Raw genomic sequence first — 21,166 nt, forward strand, 5'->3', positions numbered from 1 at the left:
ACGCTCAAAAACAAAAAAAGCTGCGACCAGCGCAGCCTACAAAACCGAAGGTGCCCGAATGCGGCAGTATCTCCGCATCCGGGGCACGGTGCAAGGCTAAGCGCGCTGCAAAGCCTGGGGCTGACCGGTGATGCGGTAGCCGGCACCACGCACGGTCTCCACCATCACATTGGCAGCACCCAAGGCCTCGCGCAGACGCTTGACATGGACGTCCACGGTGCGCTCTTCGATGAACACATGGTCACCCCAGACCTTGTCCAGCAGTTGCGAGCGCGAGTGGACACGCTCGGCATGCTTCATCAAAAAGTGCAGCAGCTTGAACTCGGTGGGACCGAGCTTGAGCAACTCACCCTGGAAGGTCACGCGGTGCGTGGCCGCGTCCAGAACCAACTCGCCAATTGTCACACTGTCGTTGACCTGCTCGGGAATGCGCCGACGCAGCACCGCACGGATGCGGGCCAGCAGTTCCTGGGTGGAGAAAGGCTTGGTGATGTAGTCATCGGCACCGGCATCCAAACCGGCGATCTTGTCGGGCTCGTCGCCGCGGGCCGTCAGCATGATGATGGGAATGCCCTTGACGCGGGCATCGGCACGCCATTTGCGCGCCAGCGACAGGCCGCTTTGGCCCGGCAGCATCCAGTCCAGCAAGATCACATCCGGCAGCACGGCGTCCAATTCACGCTGTGCGGCATCACCATCCTCTGCCCAGATCGGCAGGCAGCCGTTGTGTCGCAGGTTCACCGCGATCAGCTCGGCAATCGCGGGCTCGTCTTCGACAATGAGAACGCGTGGCAGTTTTTTCATAACTCAGGCTTTACAAAACACTCGATTCAATTTCTTGCATGGTGGTGTGGCGCACATCGATACCCTTGACCAGGTAAATGATGAGTTCGGCAACGTTCTTGGAGTGGTCACCAATGCGCTCGATGGCCTTGGCCAGGAACAGCAGGTCCAGGCTGGGCGAGATCTTGCGGGGATCTTCCATCATGTAGGTGATCAGCTTGCGCACAAAACCGTCGAACTCGGCATCGATCAGGTCGTCTTCCTTGAGGATCGACACGGCAGCCGTGGTGTCCAGGCGGGCAAAGGCGTCCAGGGTCTTGCGCAGCAGGCCCGAGGCCAGCTCGGCGGCCACACGCAGGTCAGAGGTAGGCAGCGAGCGCGCTGCGCCGCTGTCGATGATGGAGCCGACCATGCGGGCCATCTTGTGGGCCTCGTCACCCATGCGCTCCAGATTGGCCGTGGCCTTGGAGAATGCGATCAACAGGCGCAGATCGCGGGCCGTGGGCTGGCGACGGGCAATGATGGTCGACAGTTCGTAGTCGATGTCCACTTCCAGCTGGTTGACGCGCTTTTCCTGCTCCTCGACACGCTCGACGGCCTCGGTGCTGAACTGCGACAGCGCGTAGATGGCCTGCTGGATCTGGGACTCGACCAGACCGCCCAGTTCCATCACCCGCGAGGAGATGCTGTTGAGCTCGCTGTCGAACTGCGATGAGAGATGTTTTTCTGTCATATCAGGCTCTTTTCGTTGTAGTGATTGGCGTGACCGCGCGGCTTAGCCGAAACGACCGGTGATGTAGTCTTCGGTCTCTTTGCGCTGGGGCTTGAAGAACATCTGCTCGGTGGCACCGAACTCCATCAGGCTGCCCAGGTACATGTAGGCGGTGAAGTCGCTGCAGCGGGCGGCCTGCTGCATGTTGTGGGTCACGATCACCACGGTGTAGTCGTCCTTCAGCTCGGCGATCAGCTCTTCGATCTTGGCCGTGGAGATAGGGTCCAGCGCCGAGCATGGCTCGTCGAGCAGCAGCACTTCGGGCTTGATCGCGATACCGCGGGCAATGCACAGACGTTGCTGCTGACCGCCGGAGAGGCCCGAGCCGCTCTGGCCCAGCTTGTCCTTGACTTCGGTCCACAGCGCAGCCTTGCGCAGCGCCCATTCCACGCGCTCTTCCATGTCGCTCTTGCTCAGGTCTTCGAACAGCTTCACGCCAAAGGCGATGTTGTCGTAGATGGACATCGGGAACGGCGTGGGCTTTTGGAAGACCATGCCGACCTTGGCACGGATCAGCGCCACGTCTTGCTTGCTGGTCAGCAGGTTTTCACCGTCCAGACCGATATGGCCTTCAGCGCGCTGCTCGGGATAGAGCTCGTACATGCGGTTGAAGGTGCGCAGCAGGGTCGACTTGCCGCAGCCCGAGGGGCCGATGAAGGCGGTGACCTTGTTTTCCGGGATTTCCAGGTTGATGTTCTTGAGCGCGTGGAACTTGCCGTAGTAGAAGTTCAGGTCACGCACCGAGATCTTGGAGTTCAGTGCACTGGCGTTAGCCGCATTGGTTTTTGTCAACATAGGGTTCACCTGTGAATACTTATTTTTGGCGCGCCATGCTGCGCGCAAGAATGTTCAGACCCAGCACGGCCAGCGTGATCAGGAAGACACCTGCCCAGGCCAGTTGCTGCCAGTTTTCATAAGGGCTCATCGCAAACTTGAAGATGGTGACCGGCAGGCTCGCCATCGGCTTGGACAAGTCGGTGTTCCAGAACTGGTTGTTCAGTGCGGTGAACAGCAGAGGAGCGGTTTCGCCAGCGATACGGGCCACAGCCAGCAGCACACCGGTCACCACACCCGCACGGGCGGCACGCAGGGTCACCATGCTGATGACCTTCCACTTGGGCGTACCCAGCGCGTAGGCAGCTTCACGCAGGCTCGATGGCACCAGGATCAGCATGTTCTCGGTGGTACGGATGACCACGGGAATCACGATCAGCGCCAGCGCAATCACACCGGCATAGCCCGAGAAGCTCTTGAAGCGGATCACGATCATCGAGTAGACGAACAGACCGATCACGATCGACGGGGCCGACAGCAGAATGTCGTTGACGAAGCGGGTCACCGAAGCGAGCCAGCCGGTCTTGTTGTACTCAGCCAGGTAGATACCGGCCATCACACCAATGGGCGTGCCCACGAAGGTGGCCAGGGTCACCATCACCAGCGAGCCCCAGATGGCGTTGGCGATACCGCCGATTTCATTGGGTGCCGGGGTCATCTGGGTGACCAGGGCCACGCTCAGACCGCCCACGCCCAGGCGCAGGGTTTCCCACAGAATCCAGATCAGCCAGAACACGCCGAAGGCCATGGCTCCGAGGGACAGGGCAATCGCGACCTGGTTGACGCGGTTGCGTGCACGGTACTTGGCAGCACGCTGGCTGGCCAGATTGGATGCTTGGATCAAGCTTTCTCCCGTGGTCATGAACGGGCTCCTTCATTCTTTTGCAGGCGGCTCAGCATAAATTTGGAGCAGGCCAGGACGATGAACGTGATGAAAAACAGCGCCAGACCCAGGTAGATCAGCGATGCCTGGTGCAGGCCTTCGCCGGCTTCGGCGAACTCATTGGCCAGCGCCGAGGTAATGCTGTTGGCGGCTTCAAAGATGGACAGCGAGTTGAGCTGGTTCATGTTACCGATCACGAAGGTGACGGCCATGGTCTCGCCCAGTGCGCGGCCCAGGCCCAGCATCACGCCACCGAAGACACCAGTCTTGGTGTAAGGCAGCACCACTTTCCACATCACTTCCCAGGTGGTGGAACCCAGGCCATAGGCCGATTCCTTGAGCAGCGCGGGGGTGACTTCAAACACATCACGCATCACCGATGCGATGAAGGGGATCACCATGATGGCCAGGATCACGCCGGCCGAGAAAATACCGATACCGACGGGAGGGCCGGAGAAGAAGGCTTCCATGTAAGGAACGCCTTGAAACAGGTTCTGCAGCGGTTGCTGCACATAGGTGGCCAGCAAGGGGCCAAAGACCATCAAACCCCACATACCGTAAACGATGGACGGCACGGCAGCGAGCAGTTCCACGGCGGTACCCAGCGGGCGCTTGAGCCAGACGGGCGAGAGTTCGGTCAGGAACAGCGCGATGCCAAAGCTGACAGGCACTGCAATCAACATGGCGATGAACGAGGTGGCCAAGGTGCCATAAATCATCACCAGACCGCCGTAACGGTTCTGGACGGGATCCCATTCGCTGTTGAAGAAAAATCCGATGCCGTATTCACGGATGGCGGGCCAGGCGCCGACGATCAGCGAGCCCATGATGGCCAACAGCAGGGCCAGCGTCAGCACCGCAGCACCGCGGGCCAGGAACGCAAAAAAGCCGTCAGCGACGGAGTTGGAGAGCCAAGGCTTGCGCGTTGGCGGTTGGCTGGATTGCATCTGCGCTTTGCCGGCGGCAACCGTTTTGTTTTGAACAGGAAAGGATGTCGACACGTTTGATTCCATTCAGTGTGGAAAAGGGCCGCTACCCGAGCGGCCCATCATTTTTCGACTTACTTGGCGAACACAGCCTTGCCGCTGCCGTCCTTGATCTCGCCCCAGGACTTGTAGATGATGTCCTTGACGCTGGCAGGCATTGGCACGTAGTCCAGGCCGTCAGCAGTGCCGTCACCGGAGGTGTAAGCCCACTCGAAGAACTTCAGCGAGGTGGTGCCTTGGGCTGGCTTTTCCTGCAGCTTGCGCATCAGGATGAAGGTAGCCGAGGTGATTGGCCATGCATCCTTGCCAGGCTGGTTGTTCAGGATCTGGTAGAAGCTCTTGTTCCAGTCGGCACCGGCAGCAGCAGCCTTGAAGTTGGCGCTTTCTGGGCTGACAAAGTTGCCATCGGCGTTTTGCAGCTGGGCGAACACCATCTTGTTTTGCTTGACGTAGGCGTATTCCACGTAGCCGATGGAGTTAGGCAGGCGACCCACATAAGCGGCCACGCCTTCGTTGCCCTTGCCACCTGCACCGGTAGGCCAGTTCACAGCAGCGCCTTCACCCACTTTGTCCTTCCACTCGGTGTTGACCTTGGACAGGTAGTTGGTGAAGCCGAAGGTCGTGCCCGAGCCGTCAGCGCGGCGCACGGGAGCGATGGTGGCGTCTGGCAGAGCCACGCCTGGGTTCAGCTTGGTGATGGCTGGGTCATTCCACTTGGTGATCTTGCCCAGGTAGATGTCGCCCAGCACTTGGCCGTTGAGCTTGAGTTGACCGGGGGTGATGCCCTTGATGTTGACCACGGGCACAATGCCGCCGATCACGGTGGGGAACTGCACCAGACCCTTTTGTGCCAGCTCTTCGTCCTTCAAAGGCATGTCGGAGGCACCGAAGTCCACGGTCTTGGCATCGATTTGCTTGATACCGGCGCTGGAACCCACGGATTGGTAGTTGATCTTGACGCCAGTCGCCTTGTTGTAGTCAGCAGCCCACTTGGAATACAGTGGAGCTGGGAAGCTTGCACCGGCACCGGTAGCCTCTTCGGCGTGAACCTGGGCAAACGCACCGGCGGCAACCAGACCAGCAACCAGCACTCGAATCGCGGACACTTTCATGAAAACTCCTGTTGGTGATGAAACGCAATGGAGTGAACTGTAAAAAATGTATATGACATTGATATGACATTTTTCATCATATTTGCCTCGTACGGGGGTCGATGTCACACAACAACACCGCACAATATTGTCATATTAGATTCATGCGAAAGACTTACTTTTAAAGTTTTGTCAGCATGCCGCTGTATAGCGGGATCACCTGGAGAGTCAGGTGCTATGCTGCCTGCCTAGACTGCAGAACCGATAGATGACGACACTTATGCTTGATGGCACCTTGCTTGCCGCGGTGGATCTGGGATCCAATAGTTTCCGCCTGGAAGTTGGCCGCTATGCCGCTGGCCATATTGAACGCGTGCAATATTTCAAGGAGATGGTGCGCCAGGGCGCCGGCCTCGATGAGCAAGGCCTGCTGACCACCGAGGCCATGCAGCGCGGCTGGGACTGCCTGGCACGCTTTGCTGAGCGCCTGAAGGGCTTTCCTGCCGCCCATGTGCGTGCTGTTGCCACCCAAACCCTGCGCGAGGCGCGCAACAGCGATGTCTTCATCCAGCGCGCCAACCAGATTTTGGGCTACCCGATCAGCATCATCTCCGGCCCCGAAGAAGCGCGCCTGATCTACCAGGGCGCCGCCCACTCGCTGCCCCCATCGGACGAACGCCGTCTGGTGGTCGATATCGGCGGCCGCTCCACCGAACTGATCCTGGGCCAGCGCTACACCTCGCAGCGCGTGGCCTCCTTCCCGGTCGGCAGCGTGGCATGGTCCTTGCGCTATTTTCCCCAGGGTGAATTCAGCAAATCCGCGCTGAAAACGGCCCAGATCGCCGCCCAGGCGGTGATCGAAGAAGCGGCCCACCATTTTGTGCCCGGCAGCTGGGATTATGCCTATGGCACCTCGGGCACGGCCAACGCGATTGCCGATGTGCTGGCCTTGCATGGCGGCCAGCCCGATGTGGTGACCCGCGAACAGCTCTACTGGCTCTGCGACCAATTGCTGGCCGCTGGCAACGCCAGCCAGCTGCGGCTTGAAGGCCTGAAGGAAGAGCGCCGCGCGGTGATTGGTGGCGGCGTGACCGTGCTCTGCGCGGTGTTTGACCTGCTGCAGATCAAGGAGCTGCGCATTGCCAGCGGTGCGCTACGCCAAGGCCTGCTGCGCGACATGGTGCAGCACGAGGAATTCAGCGATATCCGCCACCGCACGATTGCCGCCCTCAAGGAACGCTACCAGGTAGACCGCACGCAGGCAGGCCGCGTGCAGCGCACGGCGGCCACCCTGTACGAGCAGGCACGCCGCTATGCGGGTGTCACCGAGCCTGCCGCGCTGCAGTCCTCGATGCTGGACTGGGCCAGCCAGCTCCATGAGATTGGCTGCCTCATCTCCCACACCGACCACCACCACCACGGTGCCTATGTGCTGGGCCACAGCGATGTGCCAGGCTTTACCCAAACGGAGCTGTCCCACCTGGCGGCCCTGGTGCTGGCGCAGCGCGGCAAGCTGCGCAAGGTGGAAGACTTCTTGCAGGACCGTGACTTTGCGCTGGAGCTGCTCTGCCTGCGCCTGGCCAACCTGCTCTGCCATGCGCGTCGCGATCCTGCACTGGACCAGATCTGCCTGCGCGACAAGACCGAGAAATGGTCGCTCAAGGTCGCACCGGGCTGGGCCGAGCAGTTTCCGCAATCGGCCTACCTGCTGGAAGAGGAAATGCTGGCCTGGCAGAAGACGCCCTGGCCCTTCCAGTTCAAGCAGGCGCTGAGCATCGCCGCCAAATAAAGGCACTACACACCCAGACCGCTGACGGCCTGGGTGTTTCTTTCTGCGCCTTTAAGCGCCCAGATCCACCGGCGCCACGGCACCCTTGCCGGAGAACACGCCCGTCAGGTTGCCAATGAACTGCGCCAGGCTCGCCTCGGTCGCTTCTGGCGACCAGCCAGCCACATGGGGCGTGATGAGAATGTTGGGCAGGTCGATCAGCGGTTCAGGGCGATGCGGCTCGCTCTCATACACATCGATGCCGGCGCCAGCGATGCTGCCGTCCTTCAAGGCAGCAGCCAGCGCCAGCGTATCCACCACCGAGCCACGTGCGATATTGATCAGGTAGCCCTGGGGGCCCAGCGCCTGCAGAATCTCGGCATTGACCAGGTGCTTGGTGCCCGGACCGCCTGGCGTCGCGCAGACGAGGATATCCGCCCAGCTGGCCAGCGCATGCAGCGAATCGAAGTAGCGGTGGGCCACACCCGCCTTGGGCTGGCGGTTGTGGTAGCCCACGGACATGTCAAAACCTTCGGCACGCTTGGCGATCTTCAGGCCGATATGGCCCATGCCCAGAATCCCGAGCTTCTTGCCCGACACGCTAGGCGGATGGGCCAGGCTGTAGCGGTCCACACCGGCACGGGCCTGCTGGTCCAGGGTGCGGAAGTTGCGCATGGACGCCAGGATCAGGCCAAAGCTGTGGTCGGCCACGCTGGTGTCATTGGTGCCCGCGCCGGTCGCCAGCACAATGCCACGCGCGCGCAGGGCATCCAGCGCCAGCCCTTCGTAGCCGGCACCCAAGGTGCAAGCCAGGCGCAGCTGTGGCATCTGGGCGATTTCCTCGGCCGTGAGGCCGATCGAGCCAATGGTCAACACGGCCTGCGCCTGGGCGCCGTGCGAGGCCACGGCAGCGGCACGCAGCTCGGGCGTTGGCGCATACACCAGCTGCGCATGCGCACGAATCTGGTCGAGCAGCGGCTCGGCCATCGGGTTGAACACCAGCAGGGTAATCGGCGGTTGTGGGGATTGCGAGAGAGAGCTCACCATAAGTCCTTTGGATAGCAAAAAACACTGCCTGTAGCACAAGCAGTGTTTTGATTATGAGGACTTTCCACTAGGCCTATATGAATCGATTCTGTATGCCTACGTTGCCGCCTTGGAATGGGCCCGAGAGGTGAACCGTCACTTGCGCCGAGCGTCCTTTGGTGGGGACGCTGGGCGCCCGCAAGCGGCTTGCGCCATCAACCCAGAAAATGCTTGCGGTAGCGTGGCGGCAGGCGGTCCAGCTGCATCAGCATCGGCAGATCGGCGGTGTTGAAGTCCGGATCCCAGGCCGGTGCACCGATCACTTCGGTGCCGACGCGCAGATAGCCCTTGATCAGCGCCGGTGGCTCCACATCCACCTGGTCATTCAGCTGCTCCAGCGGCAGCGGCAGGTGCGGCACCACGCTGTACTCCTTGGAGATCTGGCCCTTGGCCAGCAGCTGGCGCCAGATGCTGGCAGCGGCATCGCCACTGACAATGCCGTTGTGCCACATGGGGATGCTGGCGCAGCCCATCATCACATCGAGCTTGTTGCGCAGCATGAAGCTGGCCAGCGCGCCCCACAGCGCCATGATCACGCCGCCCTGGCGGTAGTCCGGATGCACGCAGCTGCGGCCCAGCTCAACCATGCGCGGGCGCAATGCATCAATGGCGCTCAGGTCAAACTCTCCGTCAGAATAGGTGCGGCCGGCGCGCAGCGCCTGGGCGGGGGTCAGCAGGCGGTAGGTACCGATCACCTGCTTGCTCTGGCCCTGGCGCACCAGCAGGTGCTCGCAGTAGTCATCAAAGCCGTCGACATCATGGCCTTCCAGGCTGGTTTGCAGCTGGGCGCCCATTTCACCGGCAAAAATCTGGTGGCGCAGGCGCTGGGCTTCGCGCACCTCGTCGAGGTGGCAGGCCCAGGAGACCTCGATGTCCAGCGGGTTGACCGCTGCGGCGGGTGCAGGCAGGCTGGCCTGCGGTTTCGGCGCCGAGGGCGTGACAATGGCGGTCTCGGATGCGCTGAAAAAGCTGTGTTTGTTGTGCATGGCAGAGCTCCTGTAGCGCCCTGCCGCCCTTGTGTGGAGCCAGACCGCCGTGCGGCCCCGGCTGCTCGACGGGCTGATACAGAGCGCTTTCAGTGTCCTGTCCGCAGATGACAGTGCCATGTGCAAAACATGACAGTTACATGAAGGTGCACTCCTACAACAACAGCGACTAAGCTCCTGCTTACACTCGGCTACACACTAGGACTGGCGAGCCACCTCGGCCAATTGCTCGGCACAGCGGCTGGCCTGGGCAGCATCAAAGGCCTCGACCATCACCCGCAGCAGCGGCTCGGTGCCACTGGCGCGGATCAGCACCCGGCCCTGGCCGGCAAAGTCTTCGGTGATGCTGCGCTCCAGCTCGAACAGCTGGCTGTTGTTGCGCCAGTCCTGGCCGGGCTGCAGCCGCACATTGAGCAGCACCTGCGGGCAGAGCTCCACACCATCGAGCTGCTCGGCCACACTCTGGTTGCGGCTCACGCAGGCCTGCAGCACCTGCAGGGCGCTCACCAGCCCATCGCCCGTCGTGTGCTTGTCCAGCGCCAGCAGGTGGCCTGAGCTTTCTCCACCCAGCACCCAGTTGCGGCGCTGCAGCTCTTCGAGCACATAGCGGTCACCCACCTTGGCACGCACCAGCTCCACGCCCTGCTTTTGCAGGGCGGTTTCCACCGCCAGGTTGGTCATCAAGGTGCCCACGACACCCGGCACTTTCTTGCCCCGGCGCAGGCGGTCCATGGCCATCAGGTAGAGCAGCTCATCACCGTTGTAGAGCCGGCCCTTGGCATCGACCAGCTGCAGCCGATCGGCATCGCCATCAAGCGCCACACCCAGATCGGCGCCATTGGAGCGTACCGAGCGCACCAGCGCATCGGGGTGGGTGGCACCCACATCCTGGTTGATGTTGAGGCCATCGGGGTTGCAGCCAATGGTGATGACCTCGGCGCCCAGCTCATGGAACACCTTGGGCGCAATATGGTAGGCCGCGCCATGCGCCGCATCGACGACGATCTTGAGGCCGCGCAGGGTCAGCCGATGGTCAAAGGTGCTCTTGCAGAACTCGATATAGCGGCCAGGCGCATCATCCAAGCGGCGGGCCTTGCCCAGGGCATCGGATGGCACCCAGTCAAAGCCCTCCATCAGCGCCGCTTCCACCGACTCTTCCCAACTGTCGGGCAGCTTGGCGCCCTCGGCGCTGAAGAACTTGATGCCGTTGTCGTCAAAGGGGTTGTGGCTGGCACTGATGACCACACCCAGGCTGGCACGCTGGGCGCGCGTCAGGTAGGCCACGCCCGGGGTCGGCAAGGGGCCCAGCAGCACCACATCGACGCCGGCAGAGTTGAGGCCCGACTCCAGCGCGCTTTCAAGCATATAGCCCGAGATGCGCGTGTCCTTGCCGATCAGCACCGTCGGGCTTTCCTGCTCGCGGCGCAGCACCCGGCCCACGGCATGGCCCAGGCGCAGCACAAAGTCAGGGGTGATCGGTGGCTTGCCTACCGTGCCACGGATGCCATCGGTTCCAAAATACTGTCGTGCCATAGTGTTCTTTGTTGTTAGGGGCCAGGGAGAGAGCCAAAACGCGCCATCGGCGGTGCCTGGCGCCATAGCAGTGTAGCGCCAGACCCACTATGCCAGCCGCAAACCGCGTCAGCCCTGCGTATCCAAAGTTTGCGGTGCGCGCATGGCCTGCAGCACGGCCAGTGCATCGCAGGTTTCGCGCACATCATGCACGCGCACAATGGCCGCACCATGCTCGACCGACAGCAGCGCCGCTGCAATGCTGGCGGGCATGCGCTCGCCCACCACGCGCCCCGTCACCTTGCCCAGCGATCCCTTGCGCGACCAGCCCGCCAGCAGCGGGTAGCCGGCCGCTGCCAGGCGCGGTTGCTGCTGCAGTAGCGCAAAGTTCTGGCACAGGCTTTTGCCAAAGCCGGTGCCGGCATCCCAGACGATGCGCTCGGTCTGCACGCCCAGCGTCTCCAGGCTTCGCGTCTGGGTCTGCAAAAAGTCCAGCACCTCGGCCGCCACATCGCCCTCTGCCACCATGTGCTGCTGGTGCATGGTCTGGGGGTTGGCATGCATGTGCATCAGGCAGACGCCGCATTGCGGGTGGCCGGCCACCACGGCCTGCGCGCCGGGCTGGCGCAGCGCCCAGATGTCGTTTATGATGTCGGCGCCCAAATCCAGCACGGCCTGCATCACCTCGGGCTTGTAGGTATCGACGGAGATGGGCACCTGCAGGGCCACGGCCGCCTTGACCACCGGCAGCACGCGGCGCAGTTCCTCATCCAAGGGCACGGCCGGGCTGCCCGGGCGGGTGGATTCGCCACCAATATCCAGGATATGCGCGCCATCGCTCAGCAGCTTTTCCGCATGGATCATCGCGGCCGAGACGCCCTCATGGCTGCCGCCGTCCGAGAACGAATCCGGCGTGACATTGACGATGCCCATCACCTGCGGCTGGGTCAGGTCAATACGAAAGCGGGTGGTTTGCCAGGGGCGCATCAGAGGGGTCCTTGTCCAAATAAAAAAAGCGCTCGGCAAGAGCGCTTTTCGGTGCTGTCTATCGCGATCAGACGGCGTTGTGTGCAGGCTCCGTCACCACGGTGGGGCTGCCGCCTGCGCCGCCGTCATTGCTGCTCGACGGTGGGTTGCGTGGCGTCCAGTCCTTCGGAGGACGGGGTGCCTTGCCAGCCATGATGTCGTCCAGCTGCTCGGCATCGATGGTTTCCCATTCCAGCATGGCCTTGGCCATCGCATGCATCTTGTCGCTGTGCTCTTCGATCAGGCGACGCGCCAGGCTGTACTGCTCGTCGATGATGCGGCGCACTTCGGCGTCGACCTTCTGCATGGTCTCTTCGCTGATATTGCTGGGCTTGCTCATCGAGCGGCCCAGGAAGGGCTCGCCCTCTTGCTCAGCGTAGACCATTGGGCCCAGCGCATCGGTCATGCCGTAGCGGGTCACCATGTCACGCGCCAGCTGGGTCGCCTTGTTGAAGTCGTCCGATGCGCCGGTGGTCATCTGGTTCATGAAGACCTCTTCGGCAATCCGGCCACCAAACAGCATGGCGATACGGCTCAGCGCCCATTCCTTGTCGTAACCATAGCGGTCCTTCTCAGGCAGGGTGAAAGTCACACCCAGCGCACGGCCACGCGGCACGATGGTGACCTTGTGCACCGGATCGCACTTGGGCAGCAGCTTGCCGATCAGCGCATGGCCGGCTTCGTGGTAGGCGGTGTTCTTCAGCTCTTCGGGGTCCATCACCGCAGACTTGCGCTCTGGGCCCATGAAGATCTTGTCCTTGGCCTTTTCAAAGTCCTGCATCTCCACGGTGCGTGCGTTGCGGCGGGCAGCCATCAGCGCAGCCTCGTTGCAGAGGTTGGCCAGATCGGCACCGGACATGCCGGGCGTGCCACGGGCGATGATGTTGGGGTTCACATCCTGGCCCACGGGGATCTTGCGCATGTGCACGTTCAGGATCTGTTCGCGGCCACGCACATCAGGCAGGGTCACATACACCTGGCGGTCAAAACGGCCGGGACGCAGCAAGGCGGCATCGAGAATGTCGGGACGGTTGGTGGCAGCCACCACGATCACGCCCATATTGGTCTCAAAACCATCCATCTCGACCAGCATCTGGTTCAGGGTCTGCTCGCGCTCATCGTTGCCACCGCCCATGCCGGCGCCACGCTGGCGGCCGACGGCGTCGATTTCGTCGATGAAGATGATGCAAGGCGCATTCTTCTTGGCGTTCTCGAACATGTCGCGCACACGGGCAGCGCCCACGCCAACGAACATTTCGACGAAGTCGGAGCCGGAGATCGAGAAGAAAGGCACCTTGGCTTCGCCCGCAATGGACTTGGCCAGCAGGGTCTTACCAGTGCCAGGAGGGCCGACCAGCAGCAGACCACGGGGGATACGGCCGCCCAGCTTTTGGAACTTGTTGGGGTCCTTCAGGAAGTCGACGACTTCCTTGACTTCTTCCTTGGCCTCGTCGCAACCGGCCACATCGGCAAAGGTGACGCTGTTGTTGTTTTCGTCGAGCATGCGCGCCTTGGACTTGCCAAAGCTGAACGCACCGCCCTTGCCACCGCCTTGCATCTGGCGCATGAAGTAGACCCAGACGCCGATCAGCAGCAGCATCGGGCCCCAGCTGATCAGCAGGCTCATCAGCAGGGAGCCTTCTTCGCGCTCCTTCACGTCAAACTTGACGTTGTTGTTGATCAGGTCGCCAATCAGGCCACGGTCCATGTAGGTCGCCGTGGTCTGGAGCTTGCGATCATCGCCCGTGGTCGCCGTGATCACCGTGCCGGCAGGGCTTTCCTGCAGGGTCGCGGTCTTGATGCGGCCATTGCGGACGTCTTGCAAAAACTCGGAATACGGGATCTTGTTCGCGCTGGCGCCTGAACGGTTGTCCAATTGCTTGAACACGGTGAACAGCACCATGGCAATGACAAGCCATACGGCGATCTTAGAAAACCACTGATTGTTCAAGGGGGCTCCAGTAGTAGGAAATCAGGAAAGACACAGAATCTGCTATGTCAGATATGCACTATTTTAGGACTTTCAAGGGTAATGGCTTGCGCTTTCCCCTTGGTGGCACGCAGGATTGCTCAGTAAGCCTATTGTCTCAGTGTTTAAGCGGCTTCAAAACATCCCTGCTCCCGGTCAGGGCGTTTTTGCTCAGCGCTGCGCCTCTGGTTTGAGGCGGATGCCGATCAAATAGGTTTCCGAGGATTTGTCGCGCGAGGCCTTGGGCTTGTAAGGCTTGACCACCTGGAAGGTCTGCTTGAACAAATCCACCAGCTGCGAGTAACCACTGCCATGGAACAGCTTGACCACCAAGGTGCCCTCGGGCTTCATGTGCTGGCAGGTAAATTCCACCGCCAGCTCGATCAGGTGGGCGATGCGGGCAGCATCCACATTCTCCACGCCTGACAGATTGGGGGCCATGTCCGAGATCACCACATCGACGCGGCGCTTGGCCAAGGTGCTCTCCAGCTGGTCCAGCACTTCCTGCTCGCGAAAATCGCCCAGGATGAAGTCCACGCCCTCGATCGGCTCCATCGGCAGCATGTCCAGCCCGATGATGGCCCCGTTGAGTTCGCCCACCGCAGCGCCATCGGGCGAGAGGCGGCGGCGCACATACTGGCTCCAGGCACCCGGCGTGGAGCCCAGATCGACCACCACATCTCCCGGCCGGATCAGCTTGAAGTGCTCATCGATTTCCTTGAGCTTGTAGACCGCACGGGCGCGGTAACCGTCTTTTTGCGCTGCCCGCACATAGGGGTCATTGATGTGCTGATTGAGCCAAGTCTTGTTGACCTTCTTGGTTTTAGTACTTACTTTCATGTTTTCTCCCGGGAGCCCCGATAATACGGGCTATGCCCCAAATACAACTTACTCCCGCCCAACGTCGCGAGCACCGCGCCGAAGCCCACCACCTTGACCCCGTGGTTCTGATTGGCGGTGACGGCTTGACCGAAGCCGTCGAAAAAGAGGTCGACCTGGCCCTGAATGCCCATGGCCTGATCAAAATCCGTGTTTTCTCCGATGACCGCGCCAACCGCGAAGCCATCTTCCTGAAGCTGACCGACTCGCTCAATGCCGCGCCTATCCAGCACATCGGCAAGCTGCTGGTCCTGTGGCGCCCGATGCCCGAGAAGGAAAAGCAGCTCGACGAAGACCGCAAGGCCGGTCCGCGCGAAGTCAAGGTGCTCAAGTTCAGCAAGAACGTCTGGCAAAAGCCCGAGGTCAAGCAGATCCGCATCCTGGGCAACCAGCGCCTGACGGCCGGCGGCCAGGTCAAGCGCGCCAAGCCCAAGCAAAAGTCGATCAAAAAGCAGCAGGGCAGCTAGTGTGACCGATCGCCACATCCTTTGCATGAAATGGGGTACCAAATATGGCCCCGACTATGTCAATCGGCTGTACGCCATGGTTCGCCGCCATCTGAGTGGCGATTTTCGCTTTGTCTGCCTGACCGATGACACGCAAGGGATTCGCAGCGAAGTGGAATGCCACCCGATTCCGGACCTGAACATCCAGCTGGCCCCCGGCCAGCGCGATGGCGCCTGGAAAAAGCTCACCACCTTCGAGCAGGATCTGTATGGCCTCCAAGGCCAGGCGCTGTTCCTGGACCTGGATGTGGTGATCGTCGGCAGCCTGGATGAGTTCTTCACCCTGCCGGGTGAATTTCGCATCATCCATGACTACCCGCGCTTTTGGCGCTTTGGCAAACGCATTGTCGGCAACTCCTCGGTCTACCGCTTTACCTTGGGTGCCCATGCCGATGTGCTGGTCAACTTCCGAGCCAACACCGAGCAACTGCGCGCCCAGTACCGCAATGAGCAGGAATACCTGTCGCACTTCCTGCACCAGCAGGGCAAGCTCGATTACTGGCCTGCCGCCTGGTGCCCAAGCTTCAAGTACTACTGCATCCCTGCCTGGCCGAGCAACTACTGGAAAGAGCCGCTGCCGCCCGCGGATGCGCGCATCGTCATCTTCCACGGCGAGGTCAACCCGCCCGATGCCTTGCAAGGTTTGCGCAATAAGCGCTTCCACCATATCCAGCCCGCCCGCTGGATCGAAAAGGCCTGGGGCTGAACCAGGCTACGCATAAAAACCAAAGGCGTTGATCTCTCAGATCAACGCCTTTTTTGTGGCCTGCCGTAGGCTTTGGTTCAGCAGGCTTAGCGCTGGTCCGCCGCCACCAGCGCATGGCCTTGCATGCGCGTCAAGATCGCCAGCGGGCTCGCTTCCGGGTTGTACTCCTTGCCCGGCGGCAAGAAGAACGTCTGCTCCAGCATGTACTGGCCCGACATGACGGCATGCACCGCCTGGTCCGAAAAGCAGACCCAGCTGGAGCCGGCGGCAAAGGGCACGGTCTCCTGCGGCGCATTGCGCTGGTAGTCCATGTCGCCCTTCATGCCATCGTGCAGCTGCAGCATCAGGTGGTCGTATTCGCTGCGAAGTGATTTGGTCACATGCAGCATGGCCAGCGCCTTGGCCTGCCAAGCCACATAGGGCTTGGCGCGTGGCAAGAACTTGCGCGCCACATCCTCGAAAGGCTCACCCACGCGCCAGACCCGGGGCTGGCCATCGGGGTTCACATTGCTGAACACACGCAGAATGCGCTCGCCGTAATTGGGCCGCGATGGAAAGGCGTCCACATGCATGCGCTTGTCATCGGCACGCCAGGATTGGGCGCGGGTCTCCACCTGCGACGGCCGGTAGCTCGTGGGCGCCATGCGCACCAGCGGCATGTAGTCGGGGAACAGGCCGGCGATCAGCGCCGTAGCCTGCTCCCGAAAACGCGTGACCATGGCTGCAACGGCCGCCTGCGTGGCAGCATCGCCGGCCACGCCCTTCATGCTGCCGTCCACATTCAGGCTGATGTTGCGCGACTTGGGATCGCGCACATCGGGGCGCAGCAGCGTCTTCTCCTGGTCGGAGAGCGCAAACGCAAGTTGGGGGAAATACAGCACCTTGCCGGATTCAACGGCGGCCGTCCATTCCGGACGGCCCGGTGTGTTGCGCCAGTCAGTGGCGTCGATGGGAACGATGGGAGATTGCATGGCCCGCCCAGTGTAGCGCGGCGGCGGGCAATCGCCTTGGGCCAGATCAAGCCCGCGATGCGGGTGCGGATGTCCGCCACAGCACAAGAGCAGCGCACAGCCATTGCAGTGCATACAGCAAGGTGCCCAGGCCATGCCAGAACTTGAGGTTCTCGCGCTGCACAATCTTGGGCGATACGCCGTATTGCACCACCAGTGCCATCAGCATGCCGGCCAGCACAAAGCCCAGCGCCGCGCGGGCCCAGGGCTGAATGGTGTTGCTGGCCTTGTCCTTGGCCAGCACCAGCAGCAGCAGGCCGCAGGCCAGCGAGACCCAGGTCTGCGCCGCAAACAGCTTGGCAGCCATGAAGCCGGCCATCGATGCCTGCGGCAGGTTGGCAAACAGCATGGGCACGGCCATGAAGCCAATGGCCGACAGACTGCCCCACCACAGGGCAGCGGCGAAAACGGGCAGGCGGTTTTTCATGGCGGGCTCGGTGCGCGACAGCGGTAGGTTTTTAGAGGTAGCGTACGGCTACGACTTCGTAGCGGCGCTCGCCACCGGGGGCCTGGACGACGGCGGTATCGCCCTCTTCCTTGCCGATCAGTGCGCGGGCAATCGGGCTGGAGACATTGATCAAGCCTTGCTTGAGGTCGGCCTCGTCTTCGCCCACGATCTGGTAGGTCACCGGATCGCCACTGTCCTCATCGGCCAGGTCCACCGTTGCACCAAACACCACCTTGCCACCCGCGTCGAGCTGCGAGGGGTCAATGATCTGGGCGGCCGACAGCTTGGCCTCCACTTCCTGAATACGGCCTTCAATAAAGCCTTGGCGGTCTTTGGCCGCATCGTATTCGGCGTTTTCGCTCAAATCGCCATGCGAGCGGGCTTCCGCAATGGCCGCAATAACGCCTGGGCGATCCACGGTCTTGAGGCGTTGCAGCTCTTCTTTGAGCTTTTCTGCACCGCGCTTGGTAATTGGGATAGTGGCCATCTCGGTCTCCACAAACAGTCGCGATGCCAGCACTGTGGCTGGCACCTGGTAGGCATCCGCCTGCTAAGCGGCGGGGGTTCAAAAGCAAACCGCCGCGCTGGGGAGCGCGGCGGTTGCGAGGCAGTCTCTATTATGCCGATTTTTGAGCCTTGCAACAAAAATCGGCAAACGGCGATGCGATCAGTGCTGCAGGCTGGCGTGCAGCTCCTGCACCGAGTGCACATCCAGATCATCCATGTTGCGCAGGCCTTCTACCGCAGCCTCGGCACCAAAGATGGTTGTGAACGTGGTCACGCGGGCCAGCAGCGCGCTGGTACGGATGGCACGCGAGTCGGCAATGGCGTTGCGGCGCTCTTCCACGGTGTTGATGACCATCGCAATTTCATTGTTCTTGATCATGTCCACGATGTGGGGGCGGCCCTCGGTCACCTTGTTGACCGTCTGCACTTCAATGCCGGCATCGGCAATCGCAGCAGCGGTACCTCGGGTGGCGCAGAGCTGGAAGCCCATGCTGGCCAGCTCCTTGGCCACTTGCACAGCGCGTGGCTTGTCGGCGTTCTTCACGGTCAGGAACACCTTGCCCGAGCGTGGCAGCTTGGTGCCTGCGCCCAATTGGCTCTTCACATAGGCTTCGCCAAAGGTCTTGCCCACGCCCATCACTTCACCGGTGGACTTCATCTCGGGGCCGAGGATGGTGTCCACACCGGGGAACTTGACGAAGGGGAACACGGCTTCCTTGACGCTGAAGTACGGTGGCGTCACTTCCTTGGTGATGCCCTGCTCTTCGAGCGTATCGCCCACCATGCAGCGTGCTGCCACCTTAGCCAGCTGGATGCCAGTGGCCTTGGAGACAAACGGCACGGTACGCGAAGCGCGAGGATTCACTTCCAGCACATAGATGATGTCCTTGCCGTCGCGCTCCTGGATCGCGAACTGCACGTTCATCAGGCCCACCACGTTCAGGCCTTCGGCCATGGCTGCGGTCTGGCGCTTGATCTCGTCCACCGTCGCCTTGCTCAGGTAGTAAGGAGGCAGCGAGCAGGCCGAGTCACCGGAGTGCACGCCCGCTTGCTCGATATGCTCCATCACGCCGCCGATGAAGACCTTGCCGGTGCGGTCACGCACGCAGTCCACATCGCATTCGATGGCGTTGGACAGGAAATGGTCCAGCAGCACGGGCGAGTCGTTGGAGACCTTGACCGCTTCACGCATGTAGCGCTCCAGGTCGCGCTCTTCGTGCACGATTTCCATCGCGCGGCCACCCAGCACATAGCTGGGGCGCACCACCAGTGGGTAGCCCAGCTCGCGGGCATGTTCCATCGCCTGCGTTTCGGTACGTGCGGTGGCGTTGGGCGGTTGGCGCAGGTTCAGGGTCTGCAGCATCTGCTGGAAACGCTCACGGTCTTCAGCCGCATCGATCATGTCCGGCGTAGTGCCGACGATAGGCACACCGGCTTCTTCCAGCGCCAGGGCCAGCTTCAGCGGGGTCTGGCCACCGTACTGCACGATCACGCCCACGGGCTTTTCAACGGCCACGATTTCCAGCACGTCTTCCAGAGTCACGGGCTCGAAGTACAGGCGGTCCGAGGTGTCGTAGTCGGTCGACACGGTTTCAGGGTTGCAGTTGACCATGATGGTTTCATAACCATCTTCGCGCATCGCGAGCGCTGCGTGCACGCAGCAGTAGTCGAACTCGATGCCCTGGCCGATGCGGTTGGGGCCGCCACCAAGCACCATGATCTTCTTCTTGTCGCTGGGCTGGGCTTCGCACTCTTCGTCGTAGGTCGAGTACATGTAGGCCGTGTTGGTCGAAAACTCGGCCGCGCAGGTGTCGACGCGCTTGAACACGGGGCGCACATTCAGCGCATGGCGTGCTTCGCGCACGGCCTTGTCGCTGGTGTGCAGCAGCTTGGCCAGGCGGCGGTCCGAGAAGCCCTTTTGCTTGAGGCTGCGCAGATCGTCGGCCGACAGTGCGGCCAGCGCCTTGTCATCGCCCTGGGCTTCGGTGTGCTTGTCCAGTGCCAGTTCCAGCTTGATGATCTCTTCGATCTGCACCAGGAACCACTTGTCGATCTTGGTGATATTGTGCACTTCGTCCAGCGACCAGCCGGCGGCAAAGGCATCGCCCACATACCAGATACGGTCGGGACCGGGCTCGCCCAGTTCCTTTTCCAGAATCTCGCGGTCCTGGGTTTTTTCGTTCATGCCGTCCACGCCCACTTCCAGTCCGCGCAGGGCTTTCTGGAAGGATTCCTGGAAGGTACGGCCCATGGCCATCACTTCGCCCACGGACTTCATCTGCGTGGTCAGGCGGTTGTCGGCCGTCGGGAATTTCTCGAAGGCGAAACGCGGGATCTTGGTGACCACGTAGTCGATGGTCGGCTCGAACGACGCGGGGGTCTTGCCACCGGTGATGTCGTTCTTCAGTTCGTCGAGGGTGAAGCCCACGGCCAGCTTGGCGGCGATCTTGGCAATCGGGAAACCCGTGGCCTTGGAGGCCAGTGCCGACGAACGCGAAACGCGCGGGTTCATCTCAATGACGACCATGCGGCCATCCTTGGGGTTGATCGAGAACTGCACGTTGGAGCCGCCGGTGTCCACACCGATCTCGCGCAGCACAGCCAGCGAGGCATTGCGCAGGATCTGGTATTCCTTGTCAGTCAGGGTCTGCGCAGGGGCCACGGTGATCGAGTCACCGGTGTGCACGCCCATGGGATCCAGGTTTTCGATCGAGCAGACGATGATGCAGTTGTCGGCGGTGTCGCGCACCACTTCCATCTCGTACTCTTTCCAGCCCAGCAGCGATTCTTCGATCAGCAGCTCGTTGGTAGGCGACGCCTCCAGACCGCGCTTGCAGATGACTTCGAATTCTTCAGGGTTGTAGGCAATACCGCCGCCGGTGCCGCCCAGGGTGAAGCTGGGGCGGATCACGGTGGGGAAGCCCACCTGGCGTTGCACATCCCAGGCCTCGTCCATGCTGTGCGCGATACCCGAGCGGGCCGAGCCCAGCCCGATCTTGGTCATCGCGTCCTTGAACTTGAGGCGGTCTTCGGCCTTGTCGATGGCTTCGGGCTTGGCGCCGATCAGCTCGACCTTGTACTTGTCGAGCACGCCGTTCTTCCACAAGTCCAGCGCGCAGTTCAGCGCGGTCTGGCCACCCATGGTGGGCAGGATCGCATCGGGGCGCTCCTTGGCGATGATCTTCTCGACCGTCTGCCAGGTGATGGGCTCGATATAGGTGACATCGGCTGTGGCCGGGTCGGTCATGATCGTCGCAGGGTTGCTGTTGATCAGGATGACCTTGTAGCCCTCCTCGCGCAGCGCCTTGCAGGCTTGCACGCCGGAGTAGTCGAATTCGCAGGCCTGGCCGATGATGATCGGGCCAGCGCCAATGATGAGAATGCTTTTGAGATCGGTGCGTTTAGACATGAGGC

General features: G+C 61.6%; 19 protein-coding genes. 3 read left to right on the plus strand and 16 right to left on the minus strand.

The window, feature by feature from the left end; genetic code table 11:
• Window positions 1–96: 96 nt before the first annotated feature.
• The 6 genes from phoB to pstS form a co-directional block, all read right to left on the minus strand.
• A complete protein-coding gene (phoB, locus tag EDF71_RS05345; RefSeq protein ID WP_021026591.1) occupies window positions 97–804 on the minus strand; it encodes a phosphate regulon transcriptional regulator PhoB in 708 nt (235 codons plus the stop codon).
• A gap of 10 nt (window positions 805–814) precedes the next feature.
• Window positions 815–1,516, minus strand: a complete 702-nt coding sequence (phoU, locus tag EDF71_RS05350) for a phosphate signaling complex protein PhoU (protein WP_021026590.1) — start codon at window positions 1,514–1,516, stop codon at window positions 815–817.
• A 42-nt stretch (window positions 1,517–1,558) separates the two neighbouring features.
• Window positions 1,559–2,350: a phosphate ABC transporter ATP-binding protein PstB gene (pstB, locus tag EDF71_RS05355; RefSeq protein WP_116924179.1), complete on the minus strand. Its 792-nt coding sequence runs from the start codon at window positions 2,348–2,350 to the stop codon at window positions 1,559–1,561.
• Window positions 2,351–2,369: 19 nt separating this feature from the next.
• On the minus strand, window positions 2,370–3,251 hold the full coding sequence (gene pstA / locus EDF71_RS05360; protein ID WP_133855579.1) for a phosphate ABC transporter permease PstA: 882 nt from the start codon (window positions 3,249–3,251) through the stop codon (window positions 2,370–2,372).
• Window positions 3,248–4,219 (minus strand): phosphate ABC transporter permease subunit PstC, encoded by a 972-nt coding sequence (pstC, locus tag EDF71_RS05365; RefSeq protein WP_043339725.1) that lies wholly within the window; start codon window positions 4,217–4,219, stop codon window positions 3,248–3,250. The genes pstA and pstC overlap by 4 nt, the downstream gene beginning before the upstream one ends.
• Window positions 4,220–4,332: 113 nt before the next feature.
• Window positions 4,333–5,370, minus strand: coding sequence for a phosphate ABC transporter substrate-binding protein PstS (gene pstS, locus EDF71_RS05370; RefSeq protein WP_133855580.1), 1,038 nt, complete (start codon window positions 5,368–5,370; stop codon window positions 4,333–4,335).
• Between the two features lie 259 nt (window positions 5,371–5,629).
• Here pstS and EDF71_RS05375 point away from each other — a divergent pair, with 259 nt between their 5' ends.
• The gene (locus EDF71_RS05375; protein ID WP_133855726.1) at window positions 5,630–7,138 is read left to right on the plus strand and encodes a Ppx/GppA phosphatase family protein; all 1,509 of its coding nucleotides are present in this window, start codon (window positions 5,630–5,632) and stop codon (window positions 7,136–7,138) included.
• A 51-nt stretch (window positions 7,139–7,189) separates the two neighbouring features.
• Here EDF71_RS05375 and EDF71_RS05380 read toward each other — a convergent pair whose 3' ends face one another.
• From EDF71_RS05380 to EDF71_RS05405, 6 genes are all read right to left on the minus strand, one after another.
• Window positions 7,190–8,164 carry a 2-hydroxyacid dehydrogenase gene (locus EDF71_RS05380; protein WP_133855581.1) on the minus strand — a complete coding sequence of 325 codons (975 nt, stop codon included), beginning with the start codon at window positions 8,162–8,164 and terminating at the stop codon, window positions 7,190–7,192.
• A 194-nt stretch (window positions 8,165–8,358) separates the two neighbouring features.
• Window positions 8,359–9,189, minus strand: coding sequence for a GNAT family N-acyltransferase (locus EDF71_RS05385; protein WP_133855582.1), 831 nt, complete (start codon window positions 9,187–9,189; stop codon window positions 8,359–8,361).
• Between the two features lie 198 nt (window positions 9,190–9,387).
• Entirely contained in the window at window positions 9,388–10,722 is a 1,335-nt protein-coding gene (gene glmM / locus EDF71_RS05390; protein WP_133855583.1) for a phosphoglucosamine mutase, read from the minus strand.
• Between the two features lie 108 nt (window positions 10,723–10,830).
• Window positions 10,831–11,688 (minus strand): dihydropteroate synthase, encoded by an 858-nt coding sequence (folP, locus tag EDF71_RS05395; RefSeq protein WP_133855584.1) that lies wholly within the window; start codon window positions 11,686–11,688, stop codon window positions 10,831–10,833.
• Window positions 11,689–11,755: 67 nt separating this feature from the next.
• Window positions 11,756–13,678: an ATP-dependent zinc metalloprotease FtsH gene (gene ftsH, locus EDF71_RS05400; RefSeq protein ID WP_133855585.1), complete on the minus strand. Its 1,923-nt coding sequence runs from the start codon at window positions 13,676–13,678 to the stop codon at window positions 11,756–11,758.
• Window positions 13,679–13,867: 189 nt separating this feature from the next.
• On the minus strand, window positions 13,868–14,536 hold the full coding sequence (locus EDF71_RS05405) for an RlmE family RNA methyltransferase (RefSeq protein ID WP_133855586.1): 669 nt from the start codon (window positions 14,534–14,536) through the stop codon (window positions 13,868–13,870).
• 32 nt (window positions 14,537–14,568) lie between these two features.
• Between EDF71_RS05405 and EDF71_RS05410 the strand changes: the two genes are divergently transcribed.
• Window positions 14,569–15,042 carry a YhbY family RNA-binding protein gene (locus EDF71_RS05410; RefSeq protein WP_021026578.1) on the plus strand — a complete coding sequence of 158 codons (474 nt, stop codon included), beginning with the start codon at window positions 14,569–14,571 and terminating at the stop codon, window positions 15,040–15,042.
• 25 nt (window positions 15,043–15,067) lie between these two features.
• A complete protein-coding gene (locus EDF71_RS05415) occupies window positions 15,068–15,787 on the plus strand; it encodes a glycosyltransferase (protein WP_133855587.1) in 720 nt (239 codons plus the stop codon).
• A gap of 86 nt (window positions 15,788–15,873) precedes the next feature.
• On the opposite strand, the gene EDF71_RS05420 is transcribed toward EDF71_RS05415, so the two are convergent.
• The 4 genes from EDF71_RS05420 to carB all read right to left on the minus strand — a co-directional run bounded on the left by EDF71_RS05420 (window position 15,874) and on the right by carB (window position 21,161).
• Complete coding sequence (locus tag EDF71_RS05420) at window positions 15,874–16,758, minus strand: Kdo hydroxylase family protein (RefSeq protein ID WP_133855588.1); 885 nt, start codon at window positions 16,756–16,758, stop codon at window positions 15,874–15,876.
• Between the two features lie 46 nt (window positions 16,759–16,804).
• On the minus strand, window positions 16,805–17,224 hold the full coding sequence (locus EDF71_RS05425; protein WP_133855589.1) for a DUF4149 domain-containing protein: 420 nt from the start codon (window positions 17,222–17,224) through the stop codon (window positions 16,805–16,807).
• A 31-nt stretch (window positions 17,225–17,255) separates the two neighbouring features.
• Entirely contained in the window at window positions 17,256–17,732 is a 477-nt protein-coding gene (greA, locus tag EDF71_RS05430; protein ID WP_027010824.1) for a transcription elongation factor GreA, read from the minus strand.
• Window positions 17,733–17,912: 180 nt separating this feature from the next.
• Window positions 17,913–21,161 carry a carbamoyl-phosphate synthase large subunit gene (gene carB / locus EDF71_RS05435; protein WP_133855590.1) on the minus strand — a complete coding sequence of 1,083 codons (3,249 nt, stop codon included), beginning with the start codon at window positions 21,159–21,161 and terminating at the stop codon, window positions 17,913–17,915.
• Between the last annotated feature and the right edge of the window lie 5 nt (window positions 21,162–21,166).

Source organism: Comamonas sp. JUb58 (assembly GCF_004364775.1).
In the GTDB taxonomy this organism is placed as follows: domain Bacteria; phylum Pseudomonadota; class Gammaproteobacteria; order Burkholderiales; family Burkholderiaceae_C; genus Comamonas.